Annotated in this window: 19 protein-coding genes; 13 read left to right on the top strand and 6 right to left on the bottom strand. The window is 64.2% G+C overall.

Annotated features, from left to right (window positions below):
• The first annotated feature begins 231 nt into the window (after positions 1 to 231).
• The 4 genes from purC (at position 232) to purQ (ending at position 2,604) form a co-directional block, all read left to right on the top strand.
• Positions 232 to 1,026, top strand: coding sequence for a phosphoribosylaminoimidazolesuccinocarboxamide synthase (purC, locus tag IYW40_RS17340; protein WP_014892432.1), 795 nt, complete (start codon positions 232 to 234; stop codon positions 1,024 to 1,026).
• A 19-nt stretch (positions 1,027 to 1,045) separates the two neighbouring features.
• Positions 1,046 to 1,609 (top strand): Uma2 family endonuclease, encoded by a 564-nt coding sequence (locus tag IYW40_RS17335; RefSeq protein WP_196401543.1) that lies wholly within the window; start codon positions 1,046 to 1,048, stop codon positions 1,607 to 1,609.
• A 69-nt stretch (positions 1,610 to 1,678) separates the two neighbouring features.
• Positions 1,679 to 1,915, top strand: a complete 237-nt coding sequence (gene purS / locus IYW40_RS17330) for a phosphoribosylformylglycinamidine synthase subunit PurS (protein ID WP_018407422.1) — start codon at positions 1,679 to 1,681, stop codon at positions 1,913 to 1,915.
• Entirely contained in the window at positions 1,915 to 2,604 is a 690-nt protein-coding gene (purQ, locus tag IYW40_RS17325; protein ID WP_196401542.1) for a phosphoribosylformylglycinamidine synthase subunit PurQ, read from the top strand. Before purS ends, purQ begins: the two co-directional genes overlap by 1 nt.
• 3 nt (positions 2,605 to 2,607) lie before the next feature.
• Here purQ and IYW40_RS17320 read toward each other — a convergent pair whose 3' ends face one another.
• Positions 2,608 to 3,309, bottom strand: a complete 702-nt coding sequence (locus tag IYW40_RS17320; RefSeq protein WP_196401541.1) for a helix-turn-helix domain-containing protein — start codon at positions 3,307 to 3,309, stop codon at positions 2,608 to 2,610.
• Between the two features lie 58 nt (positions 3,310 to 3,367).
• Between IYW40_RS17320 and IYW40_RS17315 the strand changes: the two genes are divergently transcribed.
• From IYW40_RS17315 to IYW40_RS17305, 3 genes are read left to right on the top strand one after another with little or no spacing between them, the layout of a single operon-like run.
• A complete protein-coding gene (locus IYW40_RS17315; protein ID WP_196401540.1) occupies positions 3,368 to 3,802 on the top strand; it encodes a VOC family protein in 435 nt (144 codons plus the stop codon).
• Positions 3,799 to 4,155, top strand: a complete 357-nt coding sequence (locus IYW40_RS17310) for a DUF1428 domain-containing protein (RefSeq protein ID WP_196401539.1) — start codon at positions 3,799 to 3,801, stop codon at positions 4,153 to 4,155. The genes IYW40_RS17315 and IYW40_RS17310 overlap by 4 nt, the downstream gene beginning before the upstream one ends.
• Positions 4,152 to 4,805, top strand: a complete 654-nt coding sequence (locus tag IYW40_RS17305; RefSeq protein WP_196401538.1) for a glutathione S-transferase family protein — start codon at positions 4,152 to 4,154, stop codon at positions 4,803 to 4,805. The genes IYW40_RS17310 and IYW40_RS17305 overlap by 4 nt, the downstream gene beginning before the upstream one ends.
• A 10-nt stretch (positions 4,806 to 4,815) precedes the next feature.
• Here IYW40_RS17305 and holA read toward each other — a convergent pair whose 3' ends face one another.
• From holA to IYW40_RS17285, 4 genes are all read right to left on the bottom strand, one after another.
• Entirely contained in the window at positions 4,816 to 5,841 is a 1,026-nt protein-coding gene (holA, locus tag IYW40_RS17300; RefSeq protein ID WP_196401537.1) for a DNA polymerase III subunit delta, read from the bottom strand.
• Positions 5,842 to 5,866: 25 nt separating this feature from the next.
• The gene (gene lptE, locus IYW40_RS17295) at positions 5,867 to 6,400 is read right to left on the bottom strand and encodes an LPS assembly lipoprotein LptE (protein ID WP_196401536.1); all 534 of its coding nucleotides are present in this window, start codon (positions 6,398 to 6,400) and stop codon (positions 5,867 to 5,869) included.
• A gap of 82 nt (positions 6,401 to 6,482) precedes the next feature.
• The gene (gene leuS, locus IYW40_RS17290) at positions 6,483 to 9,119 is read right to left on the bottom strand and encodes a leucine--tRNA ligase (protein ID WP_196401535.1); all 2,637 of its coding nucleotides are present in this window, start codon (positions 9,117 to 9,119) and stop codon (positions 6,483 to 6,485) included.
• Positions 9,120 to 9,264: 145 nt separating this feature from the next.
• Positions 9,265 to 9,828 (bottom strand): HdeD family acid-resistance protein, encoded by a 564-nt coding sequence (locus IYW40_RS17285; RefSeq protein ID WP_196401534.1) that lies wholly within the window; start codon positions 9,826 to 9,828, stop codon positions 9,265 to 9,267.
• Positions 9,829 to 10,027: 199 nt separating this feature from the next.
• On the opposite strand from IYW40_RS17285, the gene IYW40_RS17280 reads away from it, so the two are divergent.
• The gene (locus IYW40_RS17280; protein WP_196401533.1) at positions 10,028 to 10,699 is read left to right on the top strand and encodes a YggS family pyridoxal phosphate-dependent enzyme; all 672 of its coding nucleotides are present in this window, start codon (positions 10,028 to 10,030) and stop codon (positions 10,697 to 10,699) included.
• 53 nt (positions 10,700 to 10,752) lie between these two features.
• Here the strand turns inward: IYW40_RS17280 and IYW40_RS17275 are convergent, their stop codons facing one another.
• A complete protein-coding gene (locus tag IYW40_RS17275) occupies positions 10,753 to 11,295 on the bottom strand; it encodes a L,D-transpeptidase family protein (RefSeq protein ID WP_196401532.1) in 543 nt (180 codons plus the stop codon).
• Positions 11,296 to 11,379: 84 nt separating this feature from the next.
• Between IYW40_RS17275 and IYW40_RS17270 the strand changes: the two genes are divergently transcribed.
• The 5 genes from IYW40_RS17270 to IYW40_RS17250 all read left to right on the top strand — a co-directional run bounded on the left by IYW40_RS17270 (position 11,380) and on the right by IYW40_RS17250 (position 16,306).
• A complete protein-coding gene (locus tag IYW40_RS17270; RefSeq protein WP_196401531.1) occupies positions 11,380 to 12,012 on the top strand; it encodes a winged helix-turn-helix domain-containing protein in 633 nt (210 codons plus the stop codon).
• A 61-nt stretch (positions 12,013 to 12,073) separates the two neighbouring features.
• Positions 12,074 to 12,544: a cyclic nucleotide-binding domain-containing protein gene (locus IYW40_RS17265; protein ID WP_196401530.1), complete on the top strand. Its 471-nt coding sequence runs from the start codon at positions 12,074 to 12,076 to the stop codon at positions 12,542 to 12,544.
• Between the two features lie 134 nt (positions 12,545 to 12,678).
• Positions 12,679 to 13,140 (top strand): hypothetical protein, encoded by a 462-nt coding sequence (locus tag IYW40_RS17260; RefSeq protein WP_196401529.1) that lies wholly within the window; start codon positions 12,679 to 12,681, stop codon positions 13,138 to 13,140.
• 135 nt (positions 13,141 to 13,275) lie between these two features.
• Complete coding sequence (locus IYW40_RS17255) at positions 13,276 to 14,916, top strand: alpha-D-glucose phosphate-specific phosphoglucomutase (protein ID WP_196401528.1); 1,641 nt, start codon at positions 13,276 to 13,278, stop codon at positions 14,914 to 14,916.
• 31 nt (positions 14,917 to 14,947) lie between these two features.
• Entirely contained in the window at positions 14,948 to 16,306 is a 1,359-nt protein-coding gene (locus tag IYW40_RS17250; RefSeq protein ID WP_348644305.1) for a DUF3422 domain-containing protein, read from the top strand.
• The last annotated feature ends 25 nt before the right edge of the window (positions 16,307 to 16,331 follow it).

Raw genomic sequence — 16,331 nt, 5'->3', positions numbered from 1 at the left:
CCGCGCGTTCGAGAGGAATCCCCACGGCGACGGCGCCGCTGGACCGCCGCCCTCTCAGTTTCATTGTATCGTCTTCCCCTTTGCGATAGAGTGCCCCGTCGGCTTGTCACTGGCCGCCAAAGACGCTAGGACCGCCGGTGCTCGCGGCTGGGCGCACGCCCGCCGCCGCTCCCTGAGAGCCGCCCACAAGCCGGCATGCGTTCACACTTCGGAGGAGCGACGACCCGCCAGATGGACTTCCTCAAGCCCCGGTTGATCCCAATGAACCGCCGACGCCGTATCTACGAAGGCAAGGCCAAGGTCCTCTATGAGGGCCCGGAGCCCGGCACTTTGATTCAGCACTTCAAGGACGACGCCACGGCCTTCAACGCGAAGAAACACGAGGTGATCGACGGGAAGGGCGTGCTCAACAACCGGATCTCCGAATATATCTTCCAGCATTTGAACAGCATCGGCGTGCCGACCCACTTCATCCGCCGGCTGAACATGCGCGAGCAGCTCATCCGCGAGGTGGAAATCATCCCGCTCGAAGTCGTCGTGCGCAATGTCGCGGCCGGCTCCCTGGCCAAGCGTCTCGGCATGGAAGAGGGCACGCAACTGCCCCGCTCCATCATCGAATTCTACTATAAGAACGACGCGCTCGACGATCCGATGGTGTCCGAGGAGCATATCACCGCCTTCGGCTGGGCGACTCCCCAGGAGATAGACGACGTCATGGCGCTCGCCATCCGCGTCAATGATTTCCTCTCCGGGCTCTTCCTCGGCGTCGGCATCCGCCTCGTCGACTTCAAGATGGAATGCGGTCGGCTCTGGGAAGGCGACATGATGCGGATCGTCGTCGCCGACGAGATTTCGCCCGACAGCTGCCGGCTGTGGGATATCAAGTCGAACGACAAGCTCGACAAGGATCGCTTCCGCCGCGACCTGGGTGGGCTGGTCGAGGCTTATACCGAAGTCGCGCGCCGTCTCGGCATCATGCAGGAAAACGAGACGATCCGCACCGGCGCGCCCAAGCTCGTGCAGTAGGCAATCCCGAAGGGCCGCCATGGGCGTTCCTCATCTCGATTCAGGTCCGATGCGCGCGGAGGAGTTCTTCGCGTTCACCGCGACGCGTCCCGACGACGAAAAATGGGAGCTGATCGAAGGGGAGCCGGTCTTGAACGCTTCCGCCAGCCGTCTGCATCAGACGATCATTCGCAATCTCACGGTAATGCTCGATGCGCTGGCGCGCGAGACCAGCGTGCCTTGGGAGGTGCTGCCGGGGCTGGGCGTCCGCATTTCCGACATCAGCGTGCCAGTTCCTGACGTTCTGATTCGACCCGCAACGTTCACTGGCGTCGAATGCAATGACATGATCATCGCGTTTGAGGTTCTTTCGCCATCCACAGCGAACAAGGATCTGCGCTGGAAACGGAAAGCCTATGCGACGCTGCCGTCGCTCAGGCAGTATGTGGTCATCGCGCAGGACGCGGTTGAAGTCGTCTCCTTCGATCGCGCCAATGAGTTCTCGGAGCGCCGTTTCGAGACGGCGGAGAGCGTGCTCGACCTGCCCGTCATCGGCGCGTGCATCAACTTGCGCGAGATTTACCGCGGCACGGGTCTGCTCTAAATGCGCCGGGTTGCGCTTCGCGCGTCGAGCCAGTAACCGTTTCGCCATCTTCTGAACTTGGAACAGCGCATGAAAGCCCGCGTCGTCGTCACTCTCAAATCCGGCGTCCTCGATCCGCAAGGCAAAGCGATCGAAGGGGCGCTGAAGTCGCTTGGCGTCGAAGGCGTCGCCAGCGTGCGGCAAGGCAAGGTGTTCGACGTGGAGCTCGCCGGCGCCGACGCCAGCGCCGCCAAGGCGCAGTTGCAAGCGGCCTGCGAGAAGCTGCTCGCCAATACCGTGATCGAAAACTATCAGATCGATCTGTGATGAAAGCCGCCGTCGTCGTTTTTCCCGGCTCCAATCGCGAAGGCGACATGGCCCGCGCGCTGACACAGGCGACCGGGCGCCAGCCGTCGATGCTGTGGCACGCCGACCACGAGTTGCCCGCCGGGACGGACCTTGTCGTGTTGCCCGGAGGCTTTTCCTACGGCGATTATCTGCGCTGCGGCGCGATCGCTGGCCGCGCCGCCATCATGGACGCGGTGCGCGCGCACGCCGCGCGCGGCGGACTGGTGCTGGGCGTGTGCAACGGCTTCCAGATTCTTTGCGAAAGCGGCCTTCTGCCGGGCGTGCTGATGCGCAACGCCAATCTGCGCTTCGTCTGTCGGATGCAGCATCTCAAAGTCGAGCGCAACGACACCGCCTTCACGCGCCATTACGCCAAGGGTCAGACCATCGAAGTCTGCATCGCGCATGGCGAAGGCAATTACGAAGCCGACGACGCCACGATCGACCGGCTTGAGGGCGAAGGCCTCGTCGCCTTCCGCTATTGCGACTCCGCCGGCGCTGTCGGCGGCGAGTCCAATCCCAACGGCTCGCGCAACGATATCGCCGGCATCTATTCGGACGGGCGCAATGTGCTCGGCCTGATGCCGCATCCTGAAAATCTCATCGACGCGCTCGTCGGCGGAACCGACGGCCGCGGGCTTTTCGAAAGCCTCGCCAGCGCGGCGTGATCCTCACGCTTTTTGCGGCAGCGGAAAGAGCCCGGTGAACCGTTTCGCGAGCGCGCGAGCACCCTCGATCGCGAGCGCCTTCTTCGTTTCGAGCGCCTCGAGCGGCGCGCCGCCATAGACCGCCGCGGCGATCGCCGTCGCCGGCCCGGCGAAGACGACGTCGGCGCCATCCAACGACTGCCGCGCGGCCTCGCATGCGCCGCCATGGATATGCACGAGGAACGTCTCCTCGCCGATGCGAAAGCCGATGCGCGCGTTCAATCCCTCTGCCTTCCGGGCGTCAAACATCGTCTTGAACGACAGCATCAGCGAGGCGGCGCTGAGTGGCAGCGTCGGGTCGTGCAGCGGCGAGCGCGCCGCCCAGCGGCCGAGAACACTCAAAGCCGGCTCGAGCTCATAGCCCCAGGGCGTCAATTCATAGACATGGCTCGCCGCCGGCGGCGGCAGCTTGCGCCGGCTCAGCGCGCCGATGTCCTCCAGCCGCTCCAGCCGCTGCGTCAGCACATTGGCGCTGATTCCGGGAAGATCGGCGCGCAGGTCGCTGAATCTTTTCGGGCCGAACATCAGTTCGCGCATCACTAGCAGCGCCCAGCGCTCGCCAATCAGATCAAGCGCATGAGCGGCGCCGCAGGCGTCGTCGTAACGGCGCGCGGAAGGCTCTCTGAACGCCGGTCGCGCCTTTTTAGTTATCTTTACTAACTTCATTGTTGCATTTTATAACTTATACGGTAGGTTCGGCAACGCTGGTTTGAGAGGAGCGTCCATGTCCAAGCTTATTTTCATCAATCTTCCGGTCGCCAATCTGCCCAAGGCGACCGCTTTCTACGAGGCGGTCGGGGCCAAGAAGAACCCGCAGTTTTCCGACCACACCGGGTCCTGCCTGGTTTTCTCCGACACGATTCACGCGATGCTTTTGACGCATGAGAAATTTCGGCAGTTCACGACGAAAAAGATCGCTGATGCGCATTTGAGCGCCGAAGTTCTGATCTGCATTTCGGCCGACAGCCGCGCCGACGTCGACGCCATGATCGAGAAGGCGACGCGCGCCGGCGGCGCCCCGGATCCGACGCCGACCCAGGATTTCGGCTTCATGTATGGCCGCAGCTTCGAAGATCTCGACGGTCATATCTGGGAGATTATGTGGATGGACGCCGAAGCGGCGTCAAAGGCGTGCCAGAAAGAAGGAGCGGCGCAATGAGCTATGTCGACGGTTTCGTGATTCCCGTGCCCATGGGCAAGAAGGAAGATTACCATAAGGCCGCCGCGCAGATGTGGCCCATCATGAAGGAGTGGGGCGCGCTACACGTCGTCGAATGTTGGGGCGACGACGTGCCCGACGGCAAAGTCACCGACTTCAAACGCGCCGTCGCCGCCGAGAACGGCGAAAACGTCGTGTTCTCGTGGGTTCTGTGGCCGTCCAAAGACGTGCGCGACGCGGCGCACAAGAAAATGCACGAAGACCCGCGCATGAAGGACATGCCGATGCCATTCGACGGCAAGCGCATGATCTTCGGCGGCTTCAGCGTCCTGCTCGACGAAAGCGCGTCATGACGCTCGCGCTCTATGGCCATCCGTTTTCGTCCTACACGCAAAAGGCGCTCATTGCGCTTTATGAGAACGACACGGCTTTCCAGTTTCGCTCGCTCGAAGACAAGCAGGCGGCAGCGGAATGGGCCGCGCTTTGGCCGATCAAACGCTTTCCGCTTCTGCTCGATGATGATCGCAGCGTTATGGAGGCCAGCGTCATCGTCGAATACCTCGACCTCCATCATCCTGGCCCAAGCCCTCTCCTGCCGACGGACCGGCAGGCGGCGGTCGATGTCCGCTTCATGGATCGGTTCTTCGACAATTACGTCATGACGCCGATGCAAAGAATCGTATTCGACCATCTGCGCTCAGAAGAGAATCGCGATTCATTTGGCGTCGCTGAAGCGCGTCGGGCGCTGGAGACGGCATATGGTTGGCTAAACGAAAAGATGGAAGGTCGGGAATGGGCGGCGGGAGAGGATTTCTCGCTCGCGGATTGCGCAGCGGCGCCGGCGCTTTTCTACGCCGACTGGGCGCACCCCATCGACAACGCGCTCGTCAATGTAAAGGCCTATCGCGGGCGGCTGCTCGCGCGCCCCTCCTTCGCGAGAGCCGTGGACGAAGCAAGACCTTATCGCGCTTATTTTCCACTCGGCGCGCCGGACCGGGACTGACGCCGCCCTCTCACCGCCGCGCCGCGCGCGCGACGTTCCACAGCGCGCGTTCGGCCTCCATCTGCGCCACGCCGGCGTTGGCGCGCGCCCGCATCTGCGCGGCCCGCAGCGGCTCGATCAGCGCGCCAAGACGCGCGGATGACCAGCTCTTCAGCTGCTCGTCCATCAGCGCGCGGTGCATGAAGCCGAAGCCCGCGCGCATCAGCGCCGAAACGCCGGCGTCGGGTCGCCCGCCCTCACGCTCCATGGCAAGACGGGCGCGGTGCAGCGCCACGGCGTAGCGCAGCGCCCCGATGACAAGCTGCTGCGCGTCGCCGTCCTGCGCGAAATAGGCGTCGAGGGCAGCGCCAATATCGGCGTCGCCCGCGAAAGCCGCCGTCACCATCCGGTCCGACGCAATGTTCGAGGCGTGCGCGACGATCGCTTCGACGTCCTTTGCCTCGACATGTTCGCGGCCATGCATGTAGAGCCCGAGCTTTTCAAGCTCGGCACGACTCATCAGCCGGTCTTCCCCAAGCGCGCCGAGCAGCAGGCCGCGGGCTTCCGGACTTGCGACAAGGCCGGCGTCGCGCAGGCTGCGATCGATCAGCGCCTGCAGATCCGCTTCCGCGTCGGGCTGGCACTCGATCGCCGCGCCCTGCTTGGCGCCCTCGACCAGCTTGCGCAGCGGCGAGTCGCGCCTCAGCGCGCCCGCTGTGAGCACGATCGTGCAATGCGCCGGCGGCGCGCCGATAAGCGACGTCAGCGCCGGAATGACAGATTTGGCGCCGGTCTCGACGAGGATCGCGCGCCGTCCGCCAAAGAGCGGCGTGGTGTTCGCCTCGTCGAGCAACGCAAGCGGGTCGGAAGCGACGCCATCGCCGCTCATCTCGACGAATTGGAAGGGATCGCGGCGATCGTCGACGCGTTTCTCGACAAGCGCGAGCGCGCGTTCACGCACCATGCCCGCGTCGGAGCCGAAGACCAGGAAAAGAAAGACGCCCTCGGGCGGCGCGGCGATGAAACGTTCGGCGTCGCGACTCTTGACCGCCGTCATGAGGCGCTATCGTCCGCCTCCGCCGTCAATAGCGAACGACGGCGGGAGGCGAGACCGGCGACAGACGCGTGGCGAGCACGGTGGCGATTCTGGTGCGGATCGAATCGGCGATGACCCGCGCGTTGCGGATCTCTGCGTCGCGTGCGGCGCGCACATTGGAGAAACGGTTCGAGAAACGATCGTAGCTCGCAATGTTGAAAGCGATGCCTTTCGTGACCTCCACCTCGTCAGGCAAGGTGACGAGCCGATATTCGGCGTCGACGATCACCGTCGCCGACGTGGCGCGGCCGGTCACGGTGTCGAGAATCGGCGTCTGCACGCGCTCGCGAAGCACGACCATCAGCCGGTAGCGCGGCGGCGGCTGCGAGCCGGTGCCATTCAGCCCGAAGATCAGGTCGTTTCGGACGTAGTGACCGAGCCGCTGCGGAATTTCGTCAACCGCGATCGACTGCAGCTCGGCCGCGAGCGGCGCGGAGTCGAGCCCAAATCCTGCCGGCGCATAAAGCGGCTGGATGCAGCCGGCGAGCGGCAGGACGAGCAGCGTCGCCAAAACAACCATAACTTGCCGGAACAGGGCAGTCGGCAGTCGGCCTTCGGCAGTAGGACGCGCGCCGACTGCCGACCTGCCGACTGCCGATTTGCTAGACGACCACATTGACGATCCTTTTCGGAACGAGAATGAACTTCCTCAGCGGCTTGCCTTCCATGGCGCGCTGAACGCCATCTTGCGCCAAAGCCTCTTTGCGAATCGTTTCCTCGTCGGCGTCATGGGCGACAAGAATTTCGGCGCGCTTTTTGCCGTTGACCTGCACCGGCAGGCTTATCATCTCCTGGGCCAACAGGGTAGGATCGGCCGCCGGCCAAGGCGCTTCAGCAACCAGACCTTTGTGGCCCAAATCGGCCCAGCACTCCTCGGCGACATGCGGCGTCATCGGCGCGACAAGCCGAATGAGCGCGTCCGCCGCCTCGCGGAAGGCGAAGGCGAGATCGGCCGGAACCGGCGTTTCGGTCACGGCGTCGAGCGCGCTGGTCAGCTCATTGGCGAATTCGCGGATACGGGCGATGGCGCTGTTGAAGCGCAGCCGCTCGATATTTTCGCTCGCCTGCGCGATCGAACGATGCGTCGCCTTGCGCACGGCGAGCGCGAGATCGTGAAAGGCCGCCGGCGGCTCAGCCCCGACGGGCGCGGCCACATGCCCCAGTTCGCCGGTCAGGCGCCACAGGCGCTGCACGAAGCGCCATGCGCCCTGCGCACCCTCGTCCGACCAGATGACGTCGCGATCGGGCGGGCTGTCGGACAGGACGAAGAGGCGCGCCGTATCGGCGCCATAGCTTGCGACAATGTCGTCAGGGTCGACAGTATTCTTCTTCGACTTCGACATTTTTTCGATCGGGCCGATGCCGATCTCCACGTCGCCGTCGACGAGAAAGGCGCGGCGGCCGCCGTCCTTGGCTTCGATCCGGACATCATACGGCGCGACCCATTGGCCGTCCGGCGCGCGATAGGTCTCATGCACGACCATGCCCTGGGTGAAGAGTCCGGCGAAGGGCTCCGCCACCGCGGCATGGCCGCTGTCGCGCATGGCGCGGGCGAAGAACCGCGAATAGAGAAGATGCAGAATCGCGTGCTCGATGCCGCCGATATATTGATCGACCGGCAGCCAGCGCGCGAGCGCCTCGGCGCTTGCCGGCGCCGTCTCATTATGCGGGTCGGCGAAGCGCGCGTAATACCAGGACGAGTCGACGAAAGTGTCCATCGTGTCAGTCTCGCGCCGCGACGGCGCGCCGCATGAGGGACACGGGACATTTTTCCAGCTTGCGTGGCGATCGAGCGGATTGCCGGGCTGATCGAAGGAGACGTCTTCGGGCAACCGCACCGGCAGATCGGCCTCGGGAACCGGAACCGGGCCGCAAGTCTCGCAATGGATAATGGGGATCGGGCAACCCCAGTAGCGCTGGCGCGAAATCCCCCAGTCGCGCAGCTTGTAATTCACCTTCCGCTCGCCCTGAGGATGGCCGAAAAGCGCCGTCGTCGTCAGACGGTTTGCGACGTCGTCCTTCGCCTGCGGCACGGTCATGCCGTCGAGAAAGCCGGAATTCGCCAGCCTGCCCTCGGCTTCGAAGGCTTCACCGCTTTCGGCGATCTGCTTTTCGAGCGCTTCGGGAGCGAGATTTTCCGGGCAGACGACGACCTTGAAGCCGAGCGCATATTTGGTCGCGAAATCCAAGTCGCGCTGGTCATGCGCCGGGCAGCCGAAGATCGCGCCCGTGCCGTAGTCCATCAGGATGAAATTCGCGACATAGACCGGCAGCGTCCAGTTCGGGTCGAACGGATGAACGACGCGCAGCCCCGTGTCGTAGCCCATCTTTTCCGCGGTCTCGATCGCTTCAGCGGACGTCGCCCCCCGCCGACACTCCTCGGCGAAGGCGGCGAGCGCCGGGTCCTTCTCAGCGGCGGCTTTCGCCAGCGGATGGTCGGCGGCGAGCGCGACGAATTTCGCGCCAAACAGCGTGTCGGCGCGGGTGGTGAAGACTTCGATCTCTCGCGTTTCTCCGAGCGGCTGCGCGAGCGCGAAGCGCACGAGCATGCCTTCCGAGCGCCCGATCCAGTTGCGCTGCATGAGCCGCACCTTATCGGGCCAGCGTTCGAGCGCGTCGAGCGCGGAGAGCAGCTCTTCGGAATAGTCAGTGATCTTGAAGAACCATTGCGTCAGCTCGCGCTGCTCGACCAGCGCGCCGGAGCGCCAGCCGCGGCCGTCGATGACCTGCTCATTGGCGAGCACCGTCATGTCCACGGGGTCCCAATTCACTTTCGACTTCTTGCGGTCGACGATGCCGGCTTTCAGGAAATCGAGGAAAAGCTTCTGCTGGCGTCCATAATATTCCGGATCGCAGGTCGCGATCTCGCGCGACCAGTCGAGCGACAGCCCCAGCGTTTTAAGCTGCGCGCGCATCGCCGCGATATTGGCGTAGGTCCATTGCGCCGGATGCGCGCCGGTCTGCGCCGCGGCGTTTTCGGCGGGAAGGCCGAAGGCGTCCCACCCCATCGGATGCAGGACGTCGAAGCCCTTGGCGCGCATGAAGCGCGCGATGACATCGCCCATGGAATAATTGCGCACATGGCCCATGTGCAGCCGACCCGAGGGATAGGGAAACATCTCGAGCACGTAATATTTGGGCGCGCCGGTGCTGTCGCCTGCCTTAAAAGACTGTTTTTCTTCCCAAATCTTTTGCCAGCGCGGCTCCGCCTCGGCGAAATTATAGCGTTCGGGTCTCATCTTGCTGGCGCGTCCGGTCAAAAGGCTTGCGGGATTGCGCCTCTAATGCCGGGCGGTCCGGGCGATGTCAAAGGCAGGAGCCGTTCGCAGAGCCGCGAAAAAGCTCGGGGGCCGCAAGCACGGCCCCCAACAGTTTCCCATGAACTCAGGCCTTCGCCGAAAGCCCGACGGTGATCCAGCTGACGCCCTCGAAGATCAGATTGATCGCGAGGAAGAGGCCAAGGATGTAGAGGCCGGACATCGGCCACTGGGCCAGGATCATGCCGCCCAGCACGATGCTGATCACGCCCGAGAACGCCACGAGGCCCCAGGGGCCGACGTCGCGGATGTGCCAGGCGAGGACCAGTTTGAACAGCCCGGCGACCACCAGCGCGACGCCAATGATCGCCGTCAGCGACACCGCCGCGAGCAAAGGATCGCGGAAGACCAGAAAGCCCGCGACGATCGTGATCAGCCCGATCGCGCCCCACAGCAGCGCCCTGGTCCAGGGCCGGATCTGAACGGCGGTAATGATCTCCATCGCGCCGGCGACGAGCATCGCCGCGCCGACATAGAACACGGTCACGAGCGTGGCGGTCGTCACGTCGTAGAGAGCAAACAGTCCGCCGGCGAGCATGAGCGCGCCGAGCGCGACGATCCATCCCCATTTGCGGCGCAGATGATGCAAATGCATCGCGCGCCCGTCGTAAATCAGGCTGTCATTGACCATATCGGCCTCCAATTTAGTAGGAACAATCATTGGTAGGCGGGACGCGTTTCTCAATGATGAACGTTGCGACGATACCGCCCCTCGCCCGGCCCCTCGCCCGCCGGAAGCTTAACGCGCCGGACCTGCACGAAGTTCCGCGCTGCGAAGGCGTAAAAGATTCGGCGCTTGACCCGGCCGCCGAAATCGCGATTTTCGCGCCATGGGAGCCGCCGATCGCCTCGAATCGACACGCGAAGCGATTTGCCGCGCTGCAGAGGACTGTGGCCGCGATCCTGGCTCAATTCGCCTCGTCTGCGTCACCAAGACCTTTCCGGCCGAGGACGTGGTTCCGCTGCTGGAAGCGGGCCATCGCATTTTCGGGGAAAACCGGGTGCAGGAGGCTTTGTCGAAATGGCCGGCGCTGCGCGAAAAATATCCGGACATCGAATTGCATCTCATCGGCCCGCTGCAGTCGAATAAGACGCGCGAGGCGGTCGAGCTCTTCGACGTCATAGAGAGCGTCGACCGCGAAAAGATCGCCAAGGCGCTGTCCGAGGAAATCGCCAGGACGGGTAAGCATCCGCGGCTTTTCGTACAGGTCAACACCGGCGCCGAGCCGCAAAAGGCCGGCGTCCTTCCCGAGAACGCCGACAGCTTTCTGGCCGCCTGTCGTGACGCTTATGGATTGAACATCGAAGGGCTGATGTGCGTGCCGCCTGTGGGCGAACAGGCGTCTCCGCATTTCGCGCTGCTCGCCGACATCGCCGCGCGCAACGGAATCGCCGAACTCTCCATGGGGATGAGTTCGGATTTCGAACTCGCGATCCAGTTAGGGGCGACCTATGTCCGGGTCGGTTCGGCGATCATGGGCGAGCGGGACTATCCCGCGTGAAACGGCGACCCCTCCCAGACTGGCGCGGATGATGGCGGGCCGGGCGGTCAGCGCTATCCGATCAACAGTGCGACCTTGCGTCCCAACCTCGGCAGAAGCCGCGCCATGTCGCGGGCGCGCAATGCGACGCAGCCGGCTGTGGGCGAAAGATCATCCGTGGCGATGTGAAAGAAAATCGCGCTGCCGCGACCGCGCGCGCGAGGACGAAGATTGTAGCCCATGACGCCGACGGCGTCATAGAGCGCGTCCTTTCGCCACATTTCCTCATGGCCGAGTCGCGACGGCGCCCGCAGCGGTTTGTTGTAGAGAAAGGAGCGCGGATCGTCGCACCAGAGGTCGTGCGGCCGCGTGCGCCGCCATGGCAGGCGCAGGGGCGCGGGCGTGCGCAGGTAAAAATAGAGGAGCGGCCAGCGGCCGGCCGGACTCGCGCCGTCGCCTTCGCGCTTGTTGCGCACAACGCCGCTGCGGCCAAGCGCGCAAGGAAGAACGAGCGAGCCGGCGATCAGCCTTCCCTCGTGCGGACGGCCGCCAATGCGCCGCGCGACGCGCAGCAAGGCCAGTCCGGCAGGTTTCGTCCGGTTCGTTCGGCGATGCATGATGCGTTATATGCGCCGCTCGCCGGCGCGTCTGACCGCCTATAGCAGGAATATTCTCTTCGAAGCGAGGAGCGACCCCGGCCGATGTTCTTTCCGCGCGCTCTGATCATCGCCGCCGAACCCCAGTTGCGGGCGACGCTCGTCGAGCAATTCGCCGCGCTCGGCCGCTATGCGCTGCGCGACGACCCGCTCGGCGCGCCGGGAGAAGATTGGCCGGATGCGGCGATCTTGGACGAATCCCATTGCGACCCTGAGGCGCTTGCCGATGCGCGCGCGCGCGGTTGCAGCACCCGTGTCGTGCTCATCGCGGATGAGCCGAATTCGCCGCCGCCAGGGGTCGACGCCGTCGTTACGCGTCCCTTCCGCTTTGCAGAACTGGTCGCGCTGATAGATTCCACGCCTTCTCGGGCGGCTGTCGGCCCCTATCATTTCGAGGCCGGCGAACTGCGGGCGCCTTCTGGCGCGCGCCTGAAGCTGACCGAAAAAGAAACGGCGATTCTCGCGAGGCTGGCGCGCGCACACGGCGCGACGGTGTCTCGCGCAGCGCTGCTGCGCGACGTGTGGGGCTACGGTCCGAATATGTCGACCCGTACGCTCGAAACGCACATTCACCGTCTGAGACGCAAACTCGAGCCATCGCCCGAACAGCCGCGCTGGCTCAAAACGGAACGCGACGGATACCGGCTCGCCGCCAGCGAAGAGGACCCCGCGTCTTAACGCTTACGCCCCGGCGTCAGCGCATATAGAGATAGCGTGGGGGACGCCGAACAAAAGTGACATGACGCTGGACGACGATATCGACAATCTCGCGCGCATCCCTCTCTTTTCGATCTTCGAGCCGAACGCCCTGCATATGCTCGCGCTTTCTGCAGAAACGCGCCTGCTGCGCGCCGGCGACGTCCTGTTTCGACGCGGCGAAATGTCGGACGGCGGCTATGTGCTCACCGTGGGGTCGATCGAGCTGACCGCCGCAAACGACGGACGTCCTCAGTCGAAGATCGTCCGGCCCTGGACGCTGATCGGCGAAACCGCCCTCCTCACGCCCTCGACCCGCCCCGCCGTCGCGATCGCGCAGGAGCCGGCCACGGCGCTTAAGATCTTGCGGCCATTGTTTCATTTGATTTTGGAGCAGCATCCGGCGACCGCCGCTCGCGTGCGCGATTTTTTTCGTTGCAGGCTTTTGGATTTCATCCACGATATCGGCGCCGAGGCGTCGGCCACTGACAGCGACGTTGGGCGCTTAAGGTAAACGCCCAAAAAAGTCACGTTTCAGCCTCTCGCAACGGATCAATTTCCGCCTAACTAAGTTGTTAGTGCGGCGTGAGCTCCAGGGGAGTTTGCGGCGCAGCGCGGCGGGACGCCGCGCCAGCAGGAGGATGAACGATGCGAAAAGGCCTGAAATTGGCGCTGTCCGGCGCGCTCTGCAGCGCGACATTGGCGGCCGCCGTTCCGGAAGCGATCGCCGGGCCGATGAGCGCGCCCGATCGGTCAATCGTCGCACCTTCGAGCCCGATCGAAAATGTTTGGTATCGTCGCGGCTGGGGCAATCGCGGCGGCTGGGGCCGGCGCTACGGCTACCGGCGCGGCTATTACAACCCCGGCGGCGCCATCGCCGCGGGCGTGGGCCTCGGGCTGCTCGGCGCCGGCCTCGCGGCTTCAAGCGGTTATGGCGGCTATTATGGCTACCCCTATGGCTATGGCTATTACCCGACCGCCTACAGCGGATGGGGAGATCCCTATGCCGGTTGGGGCGGCTGGGGCGGTGGCTGGGGAGGCGGCGGCTGGGGCGGCGGCTGGGGAGGCGGCTGGGGCGGCGGCGGCTGGGGCGGCGGCTGGGGCTGGTAAGCTCAACATTTCTCCAGGCAGTCTGAACGGCGGCGCGGGACTCGCGCCGCCTTTTTGCCGTTCCCGGAGACGAATTGTAGAAGCGGACGCCGCGTCCCCGCGGCGCCGACAAACACGCGAGGCCTCCGCTCCAAAATGGGGAATTCACAGGCGACCACGATCGCAACGACGCCCTTCGCCGATCAACGCCCGGGCACATCCGGCCTACGCAAGAAAGTCGAGGTCTTCAAGCAGCGCCACTATCTTGAAAACTTCATTCAATCGATTTTCGACAGTCTGGAGGGATATCAAGGCGCAACGCTCGTCGTCGGCGGCGACGGCCGCTATTACAACCGCGAGGCGATTCAAAAGATCCTGAAGATCGCCGCGGCCAACGGCGTCGGCCGAATCGTCATCGGACAAAGCGGCATATTATCGACGCCCGCAGCGTCGGCGCTCATTCGCGCGCTTACGGCCTTCGGCGCAATCGTGCTGTCCGCCAGCCACAACCCTGGCGGCCCGCACGGCGACTTCGGCGTGAAATACAATGTTGCGAATGGCGGTCCGGCGCCCGAGAAGGTGACGGACGCGATCTACGCGCGCACGCGCGAGATCACGTCGTTCAGGATCGTCGAAGCCCAAGACGTCGATATCGACAGGCTTGGCGAAACGCGCGTCGGCGACATGCGCGTCGATGTCGTCGACAGCGTCGCGAATTACAAAGCGCTGATGCAGACGCTCTTTGATTTCGATCGCATCCGCGACGCTTTTCGGTCAGGCTTCACCTTCACCTTCGACGCCATGTCCGCCGTCACCGGCCCCTACGCGCGCGTGCTGTTCGAAGAGGAGCTCGGGGCGCGGCCGGGCAGCGTCATCAACGCGACGCCCCTGCCCGATTTCGGCGGTCATCATCCCGACCCCAATCTCGTCCACGCCAGGCATCTTTATGATCTCGCCATGTCGGACGCCGCGCCCGATCTTTGCGCCGCGTCGGACGGCGACGGCGACCGCAATCTCATCATCGGCCGCGGGTGTTTCGTCACGCCCTCGGACAGTCTCGCGATCCTCGCGGCCAACGCCACGATTGCGCCGGGCTATCGCAAAGGCGTCACAGGAATTGCGCGATCGATGCCGACAAGCGGCGCCGCCGACCGCGTCGCGGAAAGGCTCGGCGTCCCGCTCTACGAGACGCCGACGGGGTGGAAATATTTCGGCAATCTGCTCGACGCCGGTCTCGTGACGATCTGCGGCGAGGAAAGCGCCGGCGCCGGCTCCGACCATGTGCGCGAGAAAGACGGGCTATGGGCGGTGCTGTTCTGGCTCGACATTCTCGCGGCGCGCAAAGAGAGCGTCGACGCCATCGTTCGACAGCATTGGACGACCTATGGGCGCAATTACTATTCGCGTCACGACTATGAGGAAGTCGCAAGCGACGGCGCCCATGCGCTGATCGACGCGCTGCGCCGACGTCTGCCGACTCTCAAGGGCCAATATCTCGGCGGCCTTGAAGTCGCGACGGCCGACGACTTCGCCTATCACGATCCGGTGGACGGCTCGGACTCGCAGCATCAGGGCTTGCGGGTGATCTTCGCCGACGGCTCGCGGATTGTTTACCGGCTATCGGGCACCGGCACGGCCGGCGCGACGCTGCGGGTTTATGTCGAGCGCTACGAACCCGATCCCGCGCGTCAACATATGGAGACTCAGGCGGCGCTCGCCGATCTCGTAAACCTGTCGCGCGAAATTGCCGCCATCGAACGCTATACGCAGCGCGCTGCGCCGAGCGTGATCACCTGAGCCCCCGGGCCGGTGAATAGGATTCAGTCGCGTGAACGATACAACCCTCCAATGCGAGCCAAGAGACGCAATGGAAATCAGCGAAGACGAACCCAAGACTCTCAGCGAGCATCCGTTCCGCGAGGCGGTTCTCGCGGAGCTGCACGCGCGGCCGTTCCTGCCGCTCGACGCGCCCCGGCGCGTCTATCACTACGCCTTCGCCACGGACCATGAAGCGGCGGCCGCCGATCGTGAAGCGATCGGCGCGCTCGCACTCGCGCATGGCGTGCTGGCGCCGGATCCGGGCGCGCGGTTCCACTACTTTATCTTTGGCGACTGGCGGCTTCGCTGGGAGCAACATAGCGAATTCACCACCTACAGCTGGTCGACGGGCGTCGGCGCCGATATCCCCTTCGCGCATGCCGATCCGTTCAAAGCGGGCGAAATCGCCTTTAAGCCGCCGGGAGTTCTCATCGTCGCGACGCAACTCTGCGTCGTCGACGGCGCGCGATCGGTCGAAGAGCTTGCATCCTATTTCAATTCGCAGAGTCTTTGCGTCGTCGGCATCGAAGATCGCGACGCGCAGGTTCTGACCGACTTCGCCGTCGACGCGTATGGCTTTACGCGCATGCTGATCCGCGGAAAGGCGCTGCCGCGCTTCGAAGCCGGCCGTCTCGCGCAGCGCGTCCTCGAGATCGAAACTTATCGCACGATGGCGCTGCTCGGGCTGCCGCTCGCGCGGCAAGTGTCGCCGCAGCTCGCCAACATGGAGCGAGAGCTTTCGGGCATCACCGAAGCGCTGAACGAAGCGCATGATATGCGCGTCAATTACCTTTTGCTGAAGCGGCTCTCGGACCTGCTCGCGAGCGGTCAGGCGCTGTCGACGCGCACGGCCTTCCGTTTCGACGCGAGCCGCGCCTATCGCGCGCTGGTGAAGAACCGGCTCTCCCAGCTGCAGGAACGGCGCGAAGGACAATATGTGACAATTTCAGAATTCCTCAATGCGCGCCTTGATCCAGCGATCGAAACCTGCAACGCCGTCGAAGCGCGCCAGACCCGCTTCTCGGCGCAGGTCGAGCGCGCGACCGATCTGATGCGCACCGGCATCACGCTGGAGATGGAGCGGCAGAACAGCGCGCTGCTTGAAGAGATGAACCGCCGCACGCGTTTGCAGATGCGGCTCAACCGCATCGTGCAAGGAATCACGATCGCCGGGCTCGCCTATTTTCTCACCGGACTCTTCAGCTTTGTCGCCAAGGGGCTCAAGGCCGCTGGCGCTCTGCCGCCGCAGGTTTCCGCCGATCTCGTCGCCGCCCTCGCGATGCCGATCGCCGTGCTCATCGCGATCGCGTTCATGGCCCGCGTCCACAGATTGTCGCGAGAGGCGGCGGAGGAGGAACACTTGGATTAACACTTGGATTAACACTTGGATTAAC

It is taken from the genome of Methylocystis sp. H4A, from assembly GCF_015709545.1.
In the GTDB taxonomy this organism is placed as follows: domain Bacteria; phylum Pseudomonadota; class Alphaproteobacteria; order Rhizobiales; family Beijerinckiaceae; genus Methylocystis; species Methylocystis silviterrae.
This window is presented reverse-complemented; position numbering and strand designations above follow the sequence as displayed.

Excerpts from the sequence above, each read along its gene's own strand:
- IYW40_RS17320 (WP_196401541.1), bottom strand. The coding sequence starts at position 3,309 with ATGAAGTTAGTAAAGATAACTAAAAAGGCGCGACCGGCGTTCAGAGAG.
- purC (WP_014892432.1), top strand. The coding sequence starts at position 232 with ATGGACTTCCTCAAGCCCCGGTTGATCCCAATGAACCGCCGACGCCGT.
- IYW40_RS17255 (WP_196401528.1), top strand. The coding sequence starts at position 13,276 with ATGGGGAATTCACAGGCGACCACGATCGCAACGACGCCCTTCGCCGAT.
- IYW40_RS17335 (WP_196401543.1), top strand. The coding sequence starts at position 1,046 with ATGGGCGTTCCTCATCTCGATTCAGGTCCGATGCGCGCGGAGGAGTTC.
- purQ (WP_196401542.1), top strand. The coding sequence starts at position 1,915 with ATGAAAGCCGCCGTCGTCGTTTTTCCCGGCTCCAATCGCGAAGGCGAC.
- IYW40_RS17270 (WP_196401531.1), top strand. The coding sequence starts at position 11,380 with ATGTTCTTTCCGCGCGCTCTGATCATCGCCGCCGAACCCCAGTTGCGG.
- lptE (WP_196401536.1), bottom strand. The coding sequence starts at position 6,400 with ATGGTTGTTTTGGCGACGCTGCTCGTCCTGCCGCTCGCCGGCTGCATC.
- IYW40_RS17315 (WP_196401540.1), top strand. The coding sequence starts at position 3,368 with ATGTCCAAGCTTATTTTCATCAATCTTCCGGTCGCCAATCTGCCCAAG.
- IYW40_RS17260 (WP_196401529.1), top strand. The coding sequence starts at position 12,679 with ATGCGAAAAGGCCTGAAATTGGCGCTGTCCGGCGCGCTCTGCAGCGCG.
- IYW40_RS17305 (WP_196401538.1), top strand. The coding sequence starts at position 4,152 with ATGACGCTCGCGCTCTATGGCCATCCGTTTTCGTCCTACACGCAAAAG.
- IYW40_RS17265 (WP_196401530.1), top strand. The coding sequence starts at position 12,074 with ATGACGCTGGACGACGATATCGACAATCTCGCGCGCATCCCTCTCTTT.
- purS (WP_018407422.1), top strand. The coding sequence starts at position 1,679 with ATGAAAGCCCGCGTCGTCGTCACTCTCAAATCCGGCGTCCTCGATCCG.
- IYW40_RS17310 (WP_196401539.1), top strand. The coding sequence starts at position 3,799 with ATGAGCTATGTCGACGGTTTCGTGATTCCCGTGCCCATGGGCAAGAAG.
- holA (WP_196401537.1), bottom strand. The coding sequence starts at position 5,841 with ATGACGGCGGTCAAGAGTCGCGACGCCGAACGTTTCATCGCCGCGCCG.
- IYW40_RS17280 (WP_196401533.1), top strand. The coding sequence starts at position 10,028 with ATGGGAGCCGCCGATCGCCTCGAATCGACACGCGAAGCGATTTGCCGC.
- IYW40_RS17275 (WP_196401532.1), bottom strand. The coding sequence starts at position 11,295 with ATGCATCGCCGAACGAACCGGACGAAACCTGCCGGACTGGCCTTGCTG.
- IYW40_RS17285 (WP_196401534.1), bottom strand. The coding sequence starts at position 9,828 with ATGGTCAATGACAGCCTGATTTACGACGGGCGCGCGATGCATTTGCAT.
- leuS (WP_196401535.1), bottom strand. The coding sequence starts at position 9,119 with ATGAGACCCGAACGCTATAATTTCGCCGAGGCGGAGCCGCGCTGGCAA.